This is a genomic window from gamma proteobacterium symbiont of Axiagastus rosmarus, assembly GCF_059730925.1.
In genome coordinates this window covers 3,102,710-3,116,348 of the sequence record NZ_AP035925.1, presented here as the reverse complement: position 1 = coordinate 3,116,348, position 13,639 = coordinate 3,102,710, and the positions used below count along the sequence as shown (strand labels likewise).

Sequence of the window (13,639 nt, the reverse complement as noted above, 5' to 3'; positions counted from 1 at the left end):
ATCGTTAGCAAACAGTGAGGGGGATCAGGCGTAGAACCAGGCGGGCAGGATGGCTATCAGGTTATTCAGCGTATGCAGAAAAATCGGCAACGCCAGGCTGTTGCTGCGCAGACGCGCGTAGCACAGCAGCAGCGAGAACAGCGTCAGCGCAACGATGGTTTCCCAGTGCACGTATTGCGTGTGCAACGCGGCGAACAGCAGCGAAGTAAGCAACATGCAGGCAAAACGGCTTTTGGGCGCCCACAGCAAAAACGCCTGCAGCAGGAAGCCGCGGAACAGCACCTCTTCAAACACCGGCGCCAGCAGCACGGCGGTGAGCAGCAGAATCAGCATTGAGCTGCGTCCCTGCTGGCTCTGTTCAATCAGCCAGCCTTCCGGCTGCAGGAACTGCGTCTGCGCCACCATCAGCACAAACAGCGCGCCGATGAACAGCAGTGCCTGGCCGGGACGCAGAAAGCCCAGAGGAATGTCGCTGCGGCGCTGGCAGTAAAAACGGTACAGGGGATAGATCACGGCAAATTCAAACAGGCACAGCACTGGCACCAGCAAGCCGTTATTGCGCAGCGTCCCGTAATTGGGAAACAGCGTAATCAGCATGGTCACGAGGTAATAAACCACAAAGCTACCGACGTAAAACAGGGTCAACGTAACTTTGTCGGATTGGGTGTCCATAGGCGACTCAGCGGGCAGAGGAAGACGCATAGTAGCAACGGCGATCGGTGCTGTCGAGGTGCGTTTGCGGAGATTTTCGCCGGTTCAGATACGCCACAATCGCGGCGCTAACCGACCGCCTCATCGCAGGCGATGCGCGGCATGATGGCTTGCGCTTTCATCTGGCGAGCAGGCGGAGAGGGAACCGAATCACTTATCTGGCGCGGAGGATGCCGCTGGCACCGTCTGGTGCACAACGGCAGAGAGAAAATTAACGAGGCTTAACGCACCCGGACGGCCACGAAGGTCATCACGATGGCGAAGCCGATAAAAATAGCCAGTTCCATCATTATCTCCTCAGAAAAGTCTTAGATAATTGTAGCGTCTGGCCGGGTGATTTTTAGACACAGCGTGCGATTAATCCGAAAATGTGAGCAGAAAATCGCGCCTTTTGTCACGCAATGCGACCAGTCTGCTGGAAAAATTTTCGCATCGGCGGCACGCTTTGTTACTCTCAGGAACCCGCTTGTTCATTATCCAGGAGGAGAAAATTGTGAATCATTATGGAAAAGCGCTGCTGCTGACGGCGATGCTCGCCTTAACGGCCTGTCAGTCAGCCAGTAAAACTGACAGCAGTCACGCCGTCAGCCACGATCCGGAAACCGACCAGTGCGGTGCCTCGCAGTATCAGAACTACCTCGGTCAGCCGCTGAGCGCGCTTGATACCCAGCGCTTTGCCGTACCGGTGCGCGCGATTCCGTGGAACGGTGCCGCCACCATGGACTTCAATCTGCGCCGCCTGAATTTCCTCGGCGATCAGAACGGGAAAATTTCCCGGGTTTACTGCGGGTAACACCAAACGGACACGGCATTGTCATCGGGCTGTCACGGCGGCGGGCGAGGATAAATGCGCATTACGGAGATTTCCTCGTCACTCTCGAATATGCAATGCTCGTCTTGTTTCTTCCCGCTACGGCGGGAATTTTTTTCGCTATAACCTGCCTGCTGCGCCATATTGCCCCCGCCATAGCGCGCGATGAATCGCGGCTCTGCGACGCCAGGCGTACAGGCAGCAATAACAGACTGACCTTACAGGAGTGACGATGAAATACCTGACCCGAACGCTGTGTCTGACGCTGCTGCTCAGCCCGCTGGCGCAGGCCTCAAGCGAGGCAGCATGGCAGCAACACGATAAAAACCTGCAGCAGGCGTGTGTGCAGGCCAGCGGTCTGAAAGCGGTGAAAGTGGTAGGCAAGCCGATCATGTACGACGACAGCGTTGGCTACGATGCGCTGTTGCTCGAAGGCCGCTATCCGCAAAAGCACATGAAAAATCAGCTGGGGCGGGAACTGTGCCTGTATCAGCGTCAGAGCGGTAAAGCAGTGGTCAGCGAAGCCGACCAGCTGCGGGTGGTGAAATAATCTCCGGGGCCGCTATTTTTGCGGCCCTGCTTCTAACAGCTGCGCCAGCAGGTTGCGGTAACTCTGCAGGCGCTGTTCATCGCCTTCCACTTCCAGCCGGGTAATCACGCGGGCAATCACCGCTTTATTGGTGGCGGGCTGGCCATCATCCATCAGCTCGCGCATGATGGCGGCCAGCAAATCGCTCTCGTGCGGCGCGTGCCAGGCGGGGCTGTTGAAATAGTCGGTAATCGCCCGACTGGCGCTGTCATGGTGCGTTCTCATAGCCGACCTCCGCAGAGACAACGAAGCCTGCCACCCACGACGGGCAGCAACTGAAAACCTGAATTAAGCATGCGGACTGTCCAGGACGGGCAGCGCCTCGCCAGTGATGACTGGTGATTTTTTAAACATAGATGCGGTGTGGAATATTGTCAGTAACGAATCGTCATATTTTTTCACGTTTGCCGTCTCTCGCGATGCGCTTATCGGGCCTTATGCCAGGTAACCGCACATAAAGACACTACAAAAGTGAGGCATCGCCCTATTTGCTGTGAGCAGAATCACGCCCGGCAGCGAAAAACTGCGTTTTCATCCTCATGCCATGTTTTGCCGTCCGGTAATGTTACGAGGTTGTTAGACTGAACCCTCGTTTCATTTTTTCTGACATCTGCGCTCATGCTACGCTCCATCGAATCCTGGAAGATCAATCTGATATCCGTCTGGTTTGGCTGCTTTTTTACCGGCCTGGCCATCAGTCAGATCATTCCTTTCCTGCCGCTTTACGTGGAAGAGCTGGGTATCCGTGGCGGCAACGCGCTCAGTATCTGGTCAGGCCTGACCTTCAGTGTCACTTTTATTGTTTCTGCCGCCGTGGCGCCGCTGTGGGGCAGCCTTGCCGATCGCAAAGGACGCAAGCTGATGCTGCTGCGCGCTTCGTTTGGCATGGGCGCGGTGATTCTGCTGCAGGCGTTTGTCACTCAGGCGTGGCAGCTGTTGCTGCTGCGCGCGCTGATGGGACTGACGTCCGGTTATATTCCCAACGCCATGGCGTTGGTGGCCGCGCAGGTGCCGCGTGAGCGCAGCGGCTGGGCGCTGAGCTGCGTGTCGACCGGACAAATTGGCGGCGTGATCCTCGGGCCGATGATTGGCGGTCTGCTGGCCGACTGGCTGGGCCTGCGCATGGTGTTTATCGTTACCGCGGTACTGCTGATGGTCAGCTTTCTGGTGACGCTGTTTCTGATTAAGGAGACCGGCTACACGCCGGTGAGCAAGCAGGACAAACTGAGCGGACGCGAGGTGATGCGCAGCCTCGATAATCCACGCCTGATGTTCTGCCTGTTCGTCACCACCATGGTGATTCAGATGTGTAACGGCTCGGTGAATCCTATCCTGACGCTGTTCGTGCGTGAGCTGGCGCCGGATGCGCAGAATATCGCGTTTCTCAGTGGTGTGATTGCCGCGCTGCCCGGCGTGTCGGCACTCATCGCCGCACCGCGTCTCGGCAAACTCGGCGATCGCATCGGTACCCAGCGCATTTTGCTGGCGACCATGATCGCCTCGCTGCTGCTGCTGATTGCCATGTCGTTTGTCACCAGCGCCACGCAGCTGGGCGTCCTGCGCTTTCTGCTCGGCTTTGCCGATGGCGCGATGATGCCGGCGGTGCAAACCCTGCTGGTGCGTCACTCACGCGATAATGTCACCGGCCGTATTTTTGGTTATAACCAGTCGTTCATGTACCTCGGTAACGTCGCCGGACCGCTGCTGGGTGCAGCGGTCTCAGCCGCTACCGGTTACCGCTGGGTATTCTTCGCTACCGCGGTCGTCGTCCTGCTCAACGTGCTGTTGCTGCGGCGCTTCTATCGCCGGCCAAAAACCGAGCTGAAACCCCTTAGCGCGGCGGCCGCCACTAAGCCGGCTGACGCAGCGTCAGCGCATAGTGCCAGCGCCGCTGAGAAAGCAAAAACTCCGGGCTGACGCTCGGGCTCCACGAATCGTCGCCGCCGACGCCCATATGGAAGCCGTCGAGATGCAGCCAGCAGCCGGGTTCGTCCTGCAGCAAATGGCGGTGCGAGGTGGCGCGCAGCTGCTCAAGGCTGTGGCGGCTGAGCGAGAAGGCAAAGTCGCCGCTGATCTGCCAGCTGCCGCTATCCAGCTGGCGCGTGCCGCAGCGCAAGCCATTCTCACCCGGAAAGACGTAGCCGGTGCTGAGCGCTGCCAGCGGCAGCTGCCAGCGTGAAAACTGCGCCGCCAGCTGGCGATCCGGATAGTTTTCATGAGGCCCCAGTCCCAGCCAGCTCACCTGGTGCGGGACCTGAGCCAGCTGGCAGCGCAGGCCGATGCGCGCGGGCGGCGGCAGACCGGCGGCCTGTTGTACATCGACGCTGATAGTCAGTTCGCCATCGCCACTGATGCCATAACGCTTATGGCTGGTAAACAGATGCTGACCCTCACCCAGTACGCGATGCCAGGTTTCAATCTGCACGCCGTGCTGCAGGCTGTCGACCTGCATCGCCAGCAGCTCTGTTTGCAGCCGATCATAGCCCGCGCGTTTCCAGCGCTCGACCCAGGCGTTAGGGTCGATATTGGCAGCTTCGCTGGTGCCGATATCATTATCGATCGGTGCGCGAATAAAGCACTCCTCCAGCGGTGTCAGCATGGTTTCACGATCGTTCACCCACCACTGCAGCAGCGCGCCGCTGCGGCGACAGAAGTGCCAGCGCTGCGTGGGCAGCACCACCGCCACCAGATTGTGATTGGTTTCCAGCTGGGGCGCGCAGGCGCTGAGCGGCGGCAACGTAACCGGCAGTGCGGCCGGCAGCGCCCACTGATCCCAGGCCACGCGATGATCCGCCTCAGACCAGGGCGTGGCGGCGATCTGATGCACCGCGAGGTTGAGCCACGCTTCACCCTGCAGCGCTTCAGGCGCGGGCACGGTAAAGGTGTGGCTGCCTTCGGCATCGAGATCCAGCACCCATTCACCGCGCGCGAGGGTTACACCGTCCTGCTCAATCCACCAGCGCAGCCGTTCGTTGTCGCTGCGGCGGAATAAATATTCGCTGGTGACGGTCACGCGATACGCATCGCCGGGATCGCGCGTAAACCGGAAAAACTGCTGGGCGCGCTGTGCTTCAAACAGCGCCGGATGCGGCGTGCGATCGGCAAACACCAGCCCGTTCATGCAGAACTGGCGATCGTTGGGCGTGTCACCGAAATCGCCGCCGTACGCCTGCCACGGCTGGCCGTGTTCGTCATAGCGCGTCAGGCTTTGATCGACCCAGTCCCAGACGAAGCCACCCTGCAGCCGCGGAAACTGGCGAAATGCCTGCCAGTATTTGGCAAAGCCACCAAAGCTGTTTCCCATCGCATGAGCGTATTCACACAGGATCAGCGGACGCGCTTCATCCGGCAGGCTGATCCATTTTTTCAGTGACCACTTCGGCACCGCCGGGAAGGGCTGGTCCTGATCGACGCGCGCATACATCGGGCACAGAATATCGGTGGCCGCCGTGTTGGCACCGCCGCCCTCATACTGTACCGGGCGCGTGCTATCGCTGCTTTTCACCCAGCGGTACAGCGCATCGTGCGTGCTGCCGTGGCCGGACTCATTGCCCAGCGACCAGATGATGATGCAGGCATGATTACGATCGCGCTGCACCATGCGCGTTACGCGTTCGCTATAGGCGGCAAACCAGCGCGGGTCGTCGGAGAGGCGGTTCATCGGCTGCATGCCGTGCGTTTCGATATTGGCTTCGTCAACCACGTACAGGCCGTACTCATCGCACAGCCGATACCACAGCGGATGATTAGGATAGTGAGCGCAGCGCACCGCGTTAAAGTTGTGGCGCTTCATCAGTTCAATGTCCTGACGCATGCTGGCTTCATCCACCACCTGACCGCGTTCGGGATGGTGCTCATGACGATTAACGCCGCGTATCAGCAGCGGCTTACCGTTGAGGCACAGCTGGCCGTGCTCAATGCTGACGCGACGGAAACCCACATCATAAGCTTCGGCTTCAATCACCTCGCCGGCATCATCAAGCAGCGTGACGACCGCGCGGTAGAGATGAGGCGTTTCGGCGCTCCACAACAGCGGTTGCCGCACCGGCAACACCAGCAGGGTACGTTCCGGATAGTGTCCACGTTCATCAATGATGGCGCTGCCCGGCGGCTGTTCGTGCTGCGCAATACAGTCGCCGTTGCGCCATAGCGTGACGCGTACCCGACACTGACTGAGCGGGCGCGTGCCGGCATGGATTTTGACACTCACCCGTAAATCGCCGCGCAGATATTCCGGGCTGAGCGCGGTTTCGATCTGCACATCGCTCAGGCGGGTGTCCGGTTTGTGTAGCAGCGTCACGTCGCGGAAAATGCCGCTCATGCGCCACATATCCTGATCTTCCAGATAGCTGCCGTCGCTCCAGCGCAGCACCATGACCGCCAGACGGTTGTTTCCCGGCTGCAGCGCGTGGCTGAGATCAAACTCGGCGGGTAAGCGGCTATCCTGCGAATAGCCCATCCACTGTCCGTTGCACCACAAATAAAAGGCCGAGCTGACACCATCGAAGATGATGCGCGTCTGCCCCTGGCTTAACCAGCCGTCATCAACTTTAAATGTGAGCGAGTAACATCCGGTGGGGTTCTCGCGTGGCACCAAAGGGGGATTGACCGGAATGGGATACTGCACGTTGGTATAAATGGGCGCGTCGTAGCCGTGCAACTGCCAGTTGGCAGGCACCGGCAGCGTTGCGGCGTCCGGTAAGTCCTGTAGCAGCCAGCTGTGCGGCACCGCTTCCGGCGCGCTAAAATAGCTGAAGGCCCACTGACCACTCAGCCGCTGCTGCGCAGGTGAGGGATGGCCATCGCGCGCGCTGACTTCATCGCGCCAGCTGGCAAACGGTGGATGCGCGTCCAGGCGATGCAGGCTGGTGATAACCGGGTTTTCCCAGTCACGGCGCGCCAGCACTTCACTCAGACAAACAGCCGCTAAGGTCATAGTGAGATCTCATTAATTGTATTGCGCTCACATTGCGTGAAATAGCGATAGCTGTAAAGACGCAGCGCGCAATTTTGTTACTGCGCGCACAGCGAGCAGCACTGACGTTTGCGGCACAGCGTTCGCTGTAACTTAAGCTGGCGTATTGAGCGGTCTGTGAGGCTTTTTTAGCGGTTTCTTGCCACTAAAACGTTAAGCGTGGTGAGCAGGCATGAATAGCGCCGGGTTGCGGAGCATTCTGTATTGTCGTGTTAACCGCCGCTTCATACACTCAGCGCAATTTCAGCAACCTGAGGTCAATATGATCCGTATCGTTAAGCTCGCTGCTGTTGTAGCGCTGGTGTCCGCGTTAAGCGGTTGTCTTTTTCCGCCGCCGGGCGGCGGCGGCGGAGGTTGGGGTGGTCCTGGCGGTGGCGGTCCCGGCCATGGGTATCAGGGTCCGCGTTAATTTAGCGCCAGTGCATAATTAATGTAGCGATGCGAAACGTTTTATCTGCGGCGTATTTTGTCAGTGAAACGTTTCGCCGTTATATATTGAATTTCAGCCACTTTTTTTACGCTTCGGCTAACCATTATTTTTCCTCTGGCCGGCAAAAATTCTTGTTGTTTTAATCCTGCCAATGCTAATTTTTGTTTTCCCATTCTGACTGAGTCCATCGCATGAAAAACCTGATTGCGGAACTCCTGCTCAAGCTGGCAGAAAAAGAAGAAGAGTCTAAAGAATTAGTGGTCCAGGTTGAGGCGCTGGAAATCGTGCTCACCGCCATGCTGCGCAGACTGGATGCCGCCCAGGTTAGCGACATCGCGGCGGGTATTGATCGCGCGATGCCGCCCGCCGCTTCCGTGCAGGAAAATCCGGACGCGCTGATGCTGCGTAATTACGTCGAAAAGTTGCTCAACCACCCGCGCGAATAATCCCGCCGTATGCGCATAGATTTTTTTCCGCTTTGCTTATTCCGTGCCATGCTTAACAGGCAATAATCACACGGAGAAACCGGCAATGAAATCGTGTCTTGTGGCAATAATGGCAGCAGGCCTGCTGCTGGCTGGCGGTGCGGGCGCGGCGGAGAAAACCGCGCAGCAGGAAAAAATGACGCTGTGTAATCAGCATGCAGGCGCGCAAAATCTGAAAGGCGATGCGCGTAAAAGCTTTATGAGCGAATGCCTGAAGAAAGACAGCAAAATGGGCAATATGACGCCGCAGCAGATGAAAATGAAAAGCTGTAATAGCGAAGCAGGAGAGAAAAAACTCAGCGGCGATGCGCGTAAAACCTTTATGAGCAGCTGTCTGAAGAAGAGTGCTTAAACCTCTGGCGGCCTGCGGGCCGCTTTTTTGTGTCCGCACTCGCAGGGTTAATGCGCGACGTATTTTTTCTGTCATAAACGGCACGCGTTGCCAAAACTTTACAAAATCCTTACATAAAATTCCATTTCTCCCCATCCAGTCTCTCTGACGCTTAACCGTGGACAGAGCGGCTTTACGTGCAACATAAGGAACCTGTTGTATGGTCGCTGCGATCATTATTGGTGTATTTATTATTAGTGTGCTTTACGCCCACTCACGCGGCGTGGAAAAGCAAAAGTTTTCCCGTCAGTTATTTGATCACTCCACTTTTATGGCGCCGATCAATATGTTTATGACCGGGCTGTCGCGACTGCCGGCTAAACAGCCCTATTTTCCGGTTGAGGATTTTCCTGAGCTGCGTCAGCTGACCGATAACTGGCAGGTGATTCGCGATGAAGCCATTCGCCTGCAGGATCACATTAAAGCGGCGCAGACGCATAACGATGCCGGATTTAATACCTTCTTCAAGCGTGGCTGGAAGCGTTTCTATTTAAAATGGTATAGCGATGCACATCCGTCAGCGCGCGAACTCTGTCCGGTAACCACCGAACTGGTGAGCAACATTCCCGGCGTTAAAGCGGCCATGTTTGCTGAACTGCCGCCGGGCAGCCATCTGGGCAAACACCGCGATCCTTATGCCGGTTCGGTGCGCTATCACCTCGGGCTGCAAACGCCGAACGACGATCGCTGCTTTATTGAAGTGGATCGTCAGCGCCACAGCTGGCGCGACGGTCAGGCGGTGATTTTCGACGAAACTTACGTGCACTGGGCGCAGAATGAAAGCGAGCAGACGCGTATCATTCTGTTTTGCGATATCGAGCGGCCAATGAAATGGCGCTGGGCACAGGCGGTCAATCACTGGGTGGGCTCGACGTTAATGTCAGCAGCGGCATCGCCCAACGACGAAAACGATCGTACCGGCTTCCTCAACCGCATCTTCAAATACGTTTATGCGCTGCGCGATGCCGGTCAGAACCTGAAGAAACGCAATCGCCGGTTGTATTACTGGGTCAAACATGGACTGATTGTGGCGATTTTCGCGCTAATCATCGTGCCCAGCGTGTTCTTCTGATCCTTTCGTGCCGCTTAAAACGGCGGTTTAACAGTCAGTTAACCGCCGTTTCGCTTTGTTTCTCCTGCTAAATCCTCACGCTTTGCCACACTTACTCTTTGTAAGGAATTGTCGTATCAGACGAATAACCCCGAAGGAGGCGAACCGTGAGCTATCAATCTGTCGTGGAACTCAAGGCGCTGGCGCAGCGTAAACCCACTAAAGTGACCGTCGGCGAAACGGATATGGTGCTGATTCGCGACGGCGACCGCGTGCAGGCGCTGCAGGCAAAATGTCCGCACGCGGGCGCGCCGCTGGAGCAGGGCGCAGTGTGCGGCGACAAACTGGTGTGTCCGTGGCATAAGGCGGTGTTTGAACTGCGCGATGGCAAAATGTGCGAGCCGCTGGCGCTGGCCAATCTCAAACGCTATCCGGTGCGCATTGAACAGGGGCAGGTGCTGATCAATCCGCAGGCGATGTCGCCGGCCAGTGCGCCGGTAGCTCAGGGTGAAGCGCCGGTGTGCGTGATTCTCGGCTCTGGCGCGGCGGGCAGTGCTGCGATCTGGACGCTGCGCGATGAAGGCTTTAGCGGTCGTATTGTGCGTATCGAGCGTGAAAGCGACGCACCTTACGATCGCACCACGCTGAGTAAATTTGTCCCCTCCGGCAAGATGGCCATCGACGAGGTACCAAAGCTGCTGAAACAGGATGTGCTGGGCCCGGTGGTGTGGCTGCAGGGGGAGGTGGTGCAGCTGAAGGCGCAGGAGCAGACGCTGGTGCTGAAAGACGGGCAGCAGGTGAAGTTTGACCAGCTGCTGATCGCGACCGGCGGCGTGCCGCAGCCGCTTGATATCCCGGGCAAGGATCTGGATGGCGTGCACCTGCTGCGTTCACTGCGCCAGGCCGACGCGCTGATTTCTCAGGTGGATGAGGCGCAGCAGCTGGTGATTATCGGCAACAGTTTTATCGGTATGGAAGTGGCCGGTGCGCTGCGAAACCGCGACATTGATGTCACGGTGGTGGCGCGTCATCCGCTGCCGTTTGCCAGCCAGTTCGGCGAAGAGATTGGCCGTCATTTTTATGAGCTGCACCGCAGCAACGGCGTGAAGTTTGTCGAGGGTGAACCGGAAGCGCTGAGCGGCGAAGGCGCAGTGAGTGGCGTGCGGCTCAAAGGTGGCAAAACCGTGCCAGCCAGCCAGGTGCTGTTTGCCACCGGCATTGTGCCGGCCACCCATTTTATTCACGACCTGCCCTTACAGAAGGATGGCAGCCTGCTGGCCGACAGTCAGCTGCGGGTCAGTGAAAACATCTGGGTGGCGGGGGATATTGCCAGCTATCTCACGCCGCGTGGCGTGCAGCGCATTGAGCACTATCGCGTGGCGCATCAGCAGGGGCGCATTGCCGCGCTGAATATGCTGGGCAAACGCATCATGTACGATCGCGTGCCGTTCTTCTGGACTGCGCATTACGGCACCCGCTATGAGTATCTGGGGCATGCAGAGGAGTGGGATGATTATCGCCTGCTGGGATCGCTGCAGGACAAACGCTTCATCGCTTTTTACTGCCAGCAGGGCATGATTGCGGCAGTGTGTTCAGCCGGCATGTATACGCTCACCGCCGCGCTGGTGCATGAGATGCAGCAGCCAATGACGCTGGAACAAGGCCTGGCGCTGTTTGAAGCGTATCAGGGCTGATCCTGAAGCCAGCACCCAACAGTCCCCTCTCCCGCCTGCGGAAGAGACAAACGAGCACCCAACAGTCCCCTCTCCCGCTTGCGGGAGAGGGTTAGGGTGAGGGAAACCCCGCACCATCACTGCTTACTCAGCGCCTCGGACTTCGCCATGCACTGCTGCATCGCGCCCATCACCGCAGCGCGGAAGCCTTTCTCTTCCAGCACTTTTACCGCTTCAATGGTGGTGCCGCCCGGTGAGCACACCATATCTTTCAGTTCGCCAGGGTGTTTGCCGGTCTCCAGCACCATCTGGGCAGAACCTTTCACCGCCTGCGCCGCAAACTGATAAGCCTGCGCCCGCGGCATGCCGCCCAGCACGGCGGCATCAGCCATCGCTTCGATAAACATAAACACGTAAGCTGGTGCCGAGCCGCTGACACCCACCACGGCATGAATCAGATACTCGTTCACCACCGCCGCTTTGCCGAAGCTCTCAAAAATGGTCACCACCTCGTCCACTTCCTGCGGTTCCACCAGCACGTTCGGCGTAATAGAGGTCATGCCTTCATTGACCAGCGACGGCGTATTCGGCATCACGCGGATGATTTTACGATCGTGACCGAGTACCGCCGCCAGCGAATCCAGCGTCACACCTGCGGCAATCGACACCACCAGCGCATCTTTCTTCAGCTGGCCGGCCAGATCCTTGAGCACTTTGAGAATCACGTTGGGTTTCACCGCGCCAAACAGAATGTCCACTTCACGTGCCAGACTCTCGACGCTTTCCGCCGCCGTCACGCCATACTGCTGCGCCATCGCCTGGTTGGTGTCGGGTTTTCGATCGTGCACCCAGATATTGGCCGGGGCGATCTGCCCGCTGTTCACCAGGCCGCTGATGATGGCTTTCGCCATATTGCCGCAGCCGACAAACCCGATTTTCTTCTCCAGCATCGCTTTATCCTTTACGTGGTTCGGTTTTCTCAGTGGGTTAGCTTACGTCAGCGGCAGTGAATAACAAGTCGCGCACAAATAACATTTGCCATTCGCGATCAGCGCGGCAAGATCGCAGGCATTGCCCGTTAATAAGGATTAAACATGTCGATTTGGGTGGATGCCGATGCGTGTCCCAATGTCATCAAAGAGGTGCTGTATCGCGCCGCTGAGCGCACCAAAGTCACCGTGACCTTCGTTGCTAACCAGCCGCTGCGCGTACCGCCGTCGCCGTTTCTGAAAACGCTGCAGGTAGCTGCCGGCTTTGATGTGGCCGATAACGAGATTGTGAAACGCGTGCAGCCGGCCGAGCTGGTAATTACCGGCGATATTCCGCTGGCAGCAGAAGTACTGGAGAAAGGGGCGGCAGCGCTGAATCCGCGCGGGGAGCGTTACAGCAGCGATACCATTCGCCAGCGCCTGACCATGCGCGATTTTATGGAAACGATGCGCGCCAGCGGCATTCAGAGCGGCGGCCCGTCGGCATTAAGCCCACGTGACCGCCAGCAGTTTGCCAACGAACTGGATAAATGGTTACGTCAGCGTTGATCAGACGAAGCTGTCGTCGTCGTCAAAATCACCGCCGCTGCCGAAATCGTTGAAATCATTGTTATCGGCAAAGCTGTTGTTGTCCCAGCCTGAATTGTCATTCAGGAAGGCATTGTTGCTGTCATTGCCGTTGAAGGTGTCCAGATTATCATCCACCTGCGGCAGCGCCGGTTCGTTGATGATATTGACGATCTCTTCCGGCTGCGAATGGTGGAACAGGCTGGTGAGCATGTCCGCCATCACCACACCGCCGGCCACGCCGACAGCCGTTTGCAGTGCGCCACCCAGGAAACCGGTACCGCGCGCCGGTGCAGCATACTGCTGCTGAGGCGGTGCGGCATATTGTGGCTGTTGCGGTGCGCTGTTCCATGCCGGCTGTTGCGGCTGCGCCGGGCGTGAACCGCCGCCAAACAGGCTCGACAGGAAGCCGCCGCTGCTTTGCTGCGGGGCCTGCTGCTGCGCCTGCGCCAGACGGCTCTCCAGCTCCGATACCTGCGCGTTGAGCTTTTTCATCGCCGCTTCCTGAATCAGGATCGCCTGCGCCATGTAGTAGGGCGCACCGGGCTGGCTCTGTAAATGCTGATTGATTAACTGTTCGGCACCGGCATCACGCGGGCCGCTCTGGCTTTCTGCCTGTTTCAGACGGCTGAACAGGCTTTCAATAAGTTGTTGTTCCTGGTTCTGCATGGTGAACCTCCGGTTAGGTATAGCGTGTTGTTCTTCAGGCGACCAACAGGACGTCCGTTGCCTGAACTATAAAGCGTATATGCGGGCTGCGTGACAGAAAGTAAATCAGCGGCCTGGTAAGCAAATGTTGCCCCGCGCTTACAAATCGCCTGATGCACGAAATGCGCATCGTTTTCCCGTTAAAAATCAAAATATTGTCGCTGGCTATCGCTGAAATACGCGTAATTCGTGCTTCGCGGCTGGCTGATAAAATAAAATCCAGGTATCATGCGACGCATTATTGACCTGATGACGTTGC

The 13,639-nt window shown here is 57.7% G+C and carries 14 protein-coding genes; 8 read left to right on the top strand and 6 right to left on the bottom strand.

Annotation, left to right across the window (positions count from 1 at the left end; translation table 11 throughout):
* Nucleotides 1-24: 24 nt before the first annotated feature.
* Entirely contained in the window at nt 25-672 is a 648-nt protein-coding gene (locus AC6I8F_RS14820; RefSeq protein WP_021507241.1) for a CPBP family intramembrane glutamic endopeptidase, read from the bottom strand.
* Between the two features lie 532 nt (nt 673-1,204).
* Here AC6I8F_RS14820 and AC6I8F_RS14815 point away from each other — a divergent pair.
* Together AC6I8F_RS14815 and AC6I8F_RS14810 are read left to right on the top strand one after the other, a co-directional pair.
* Nucleotides 1,205-1,504, top strand: coding sequence for an I78 family peptidase inhibitor (locus AC6I8F_RS14815; protein WP_058758053.1), 300 nt, complete (start codon nt 1,205-1,207; stop codon nt 1,502-1,504).
* A gap of 250 nt (nt 1,505-1,754) precedes the next feature.
* Nucleotides 1,755-2,072 (top strand): hypothetical protein, encoded by a 318-nt coding sequence (locus AC6I8F_RS14810; RefSeq protein ID WP_021507239.1) that lies wholly within the window; start codon nt 1,755-1,757, stop codon nt 2,070-2,072.
* Between the two features lie 12 nt (nt 2,073-2,084).
* Here the strand turns inward: AC6I8F_RS14810 and AC6I8F_RS14805 are convergent, their stop codons facing one another.
* Nucleotides 2,085-2,336, bottom strand: a complete 252-nt coding sequence (locus tag AC6I8F_RS14805; protein WP_021313231.1) for a biofilm development regulator YmgB/AriR family protein — start codon at nt 2,334-2,336, stop codon at nt 2,085-2,087.
* A 393-nt stretch (nt 2,337-2,729) separates the two neighbouring features.
* Here AC6I8F_RS14805 and AC6I8F_RS14800 point away from each other — a divergent pair, with 393 nt between their 5' ends.
* The gene (locus AC6I8F_RS14800; protein ID WP_498028172.1) at nt 2,730-4,028 is read left to right on the top strand and encodes a multidrug efflux MFS transporter; all 1,299 of its coding nucleotides are present in this window, start codon (nt 2,730-2,732) and stop codon (nt 4,026-4,028) included.
* On the opposite strand, the gene AC6I8F_RS14795 is transcribed toward AC6I8F_RS14800, so the two are convergent.
* Together AC6I8F_RS14795 and AC6I8F_RS14790 are read right to left on the bottom strand one after the other, a co-directional pair.
* Complete coding sequence (locus tag AC6I8F_RS14795; protein WP_498028171.1) at nt 3,961-7,047, bottom strand: beta-galactosidase; 3,087 nt, start codon at nt 7,045-7,047, stop codon at nt 3,961-3,963. The genes AC6I8F_RS14800 and AC6I8F_RS14795 overlap by 68 nt on opposite strands.
* 489 nt (nt 7,048-7,536) lie before the next feature.
* Entirely contained in the window at nt 7,537-7,689 is a 153-nt protein-coding gene (locus AC6I8F_RS14790) for a hypothetical protein (protein WP_155519908.1), read from the bottom strand.
* Between the two features lie 18 nt (nt 7,690-7,707).
* Here AC6I8F_RS14790 and iraP point away from each other — a divergent pair, with 18 nt between their 5' ends.
* From iraP to AC6I8F_RS14770, 4 genes are all read left to right on the top strand, one after another.
* Nucleotides 7,708-7,962, top strand: a complete 255-nt coding sequence (gene iraP / locus AC6I8F_RS14785; protein WP_021507236.1) for an anti-adapter protein IraP — start codon at nt 7,708-7,710, stop codon at nt 7,960-7,962.
* 85 nt (nt 7,963-8,047) lie between these two features.
* Nucleotides 8,048-8,353: a PsiF family protein gene (locus AC6I8F_RS14780; RefSeq protein ID WP_058757988.1), complete on the top strand. Its 306-nt coding sequence runs from the start codon at nt 8,048-8,050 to the stop codon at nt 8,351-8,353.
* Nucleotides 8,354-8,552: 199 nt separating this feature from the next.
* Nucleotides 8,553-9,464 (top strand): lipid A hydroxylase LpxO, encoded by a 912-nt coding sequence (gene lpxO / locus AC6I8F_RS14775; RefSeq protein ID WP_021507234.1) that lies wholly within the window; start codon nt 8,553-8,555, stop codon nt 9,462-9,464.
* A gap of 146 nt (nt 9,465-9,610) precedes the next feature.
* Nucleotides 9,611-11,137 carry an FAD-dependent oxidoreductase gene (locus tag AC6I8F_RS14770; protein ID WP_498028170.1) on the top strand — a complete coding sequence of 509 codons (1,527 nt, stop codon included), beginning with the start codon at nt 9,611-9,613 and terminating at the stop codon, nt 11,135-11,137.
* A gap of 116 nt (nt 11,138-11,253) precedes the next feature.
* Here the strand turns inward: AC6I8F_RS14770 and proC are convergent, their stop codons facing one another.
* Complete coding sequence (gene proC, locus AC6I8F_RS14765; RefSeq protein ID WP_021507232.1) at nt 11,254-12,066, bottom strand: pyrroline-5-carboxylate reductase; 813 nt, start codon at nt 12,064-12,066, stop codon at nt 11,254-11,256.
* 144 nt (nt 12,067-12,210) lie between these two features.
* Between proC and AC6I8F_RS14760 the strand changes: the two genes are divergently transcribed.
* Nucleotides 12,211-12,654: a YaiI/YqxD family protein gene (locus AC6I8F_RS14760; protein WP_459745848.1), complete on the top strand. Its 444-nt coding sequence runs from the start codon at nt 12,211-12,213 to the stop codon at nt 12,652-12,654.
* Here the strand turns inward: AC6I8F_RS14760 and AC6I8F_RS14755 are convergent, their stop codons facing one another.
* The gene (locus AC6I8F_RS14755) at nt 12,655-13,341 is read right to left on the bottom strand and encodes a DUF2076 domain-containing protein (RefSeq protein ID WP_459745846.1); all 687 of its coding nucleotides are present in this window, start codon (nt 13,339-13,341) and stop codon (nt 12,655-12,657) included.
* Nucleotides 13,342-13,639: the final 298 nt, after the last annotated feature.

What these genes read in the sequence shown, in the direction of transcription:
- AC6I8F_RS14820 (WP_021507241.1), bottom strand. Translation starts at nt 672, where the DNA reads ATGGACACCCAATCCGACAAAGTTACGTTGACCCTGTTTTACGTCGGT.
- AC6I8F_RS14810 (WP_021507239.1), top strand. Translation starts at nt 1,755, where the DNA reads ATGAAATACCTGACCCGAACGCTGTGTCTGACGCTGCTGCTCAGCCCG.
- AC6I8F_RS14805 (WP_021313231.1), bottom strand. Translation starts at nt 2,336, where the DNA reads ATGAGAACGCACCATGACAGCGCCAGTCGGGCGATTACCGACTATTTC.
- AC6I8F_RS14800 (WP_498028172.1), top strand. Translation starts at nt 2,730, where the DNA reads ATGCTACGCTCCATCGAATCCTGGAAGATCAATCTGATATCCGTCTGG.
- AC6I8F_RS14795 (WP_498028171.1), bottom strand. Translation starts at nt 7,047, where the DNA reads ATGACCTTAGCGGCTGTTTGTCTGAGTGAAGTGCTGGCGCGCCGTGAC.
- AC6I8F_RS14790 (WP_155519908.1), bottom strand. Translation starts at nt 7,689, where the DNA reads ATGGGAAAACAAAAATTAGCATTGGCAGGATTAAAACAACAAGAATTT.
- iraP (WP_021507236.1), top strand. Translation starts at nt 7,708, where the DNA reads ATGAAAAACCTGATTGCGGAACTCCTGCTCAAGCTGGCAGAAAAAGAA.
- AC6I8F_RS14780 (WP_058757988.1), top strand. Translation starts at nt 8,048, where the DNA reads ATGAAATCGTGTCTTGTGGCAATAATGGCAGCAGGCCTGCTGCTGGCT.
- lpxO (WP_021507234.1), top strand. Translation starts at nt 8,553, where the DNA reads ATGGTCGCTGCGATCATTATTGGTGTATTTATTATTAGTGTGCTTTAC.
- proC (WP_021507232.1), bottom strand. Translation starts at nt 12,066, where the DNA reads ATGCTGGAGAAGAAAATCGGGTTTGTCGGCTGCGGCAATATGGCGAAA.
- AC6I8F_RS14760 (WP_459745848.1), top strand. Translation starts at nt 12,211, where the DNA reads ATGTCGATTTGGGTGGATGCCGATGCGTGTCCCAATGTCATCAAAGAG.
- AC6I8F_RS14755 (WP_459745846.1), bottom strand. Translation starts at nt 13,341, where the DNA reads ATGCAGAACCAGGAACAACAACTTATTGAAAGCCTGTTCAGCCGTCTG.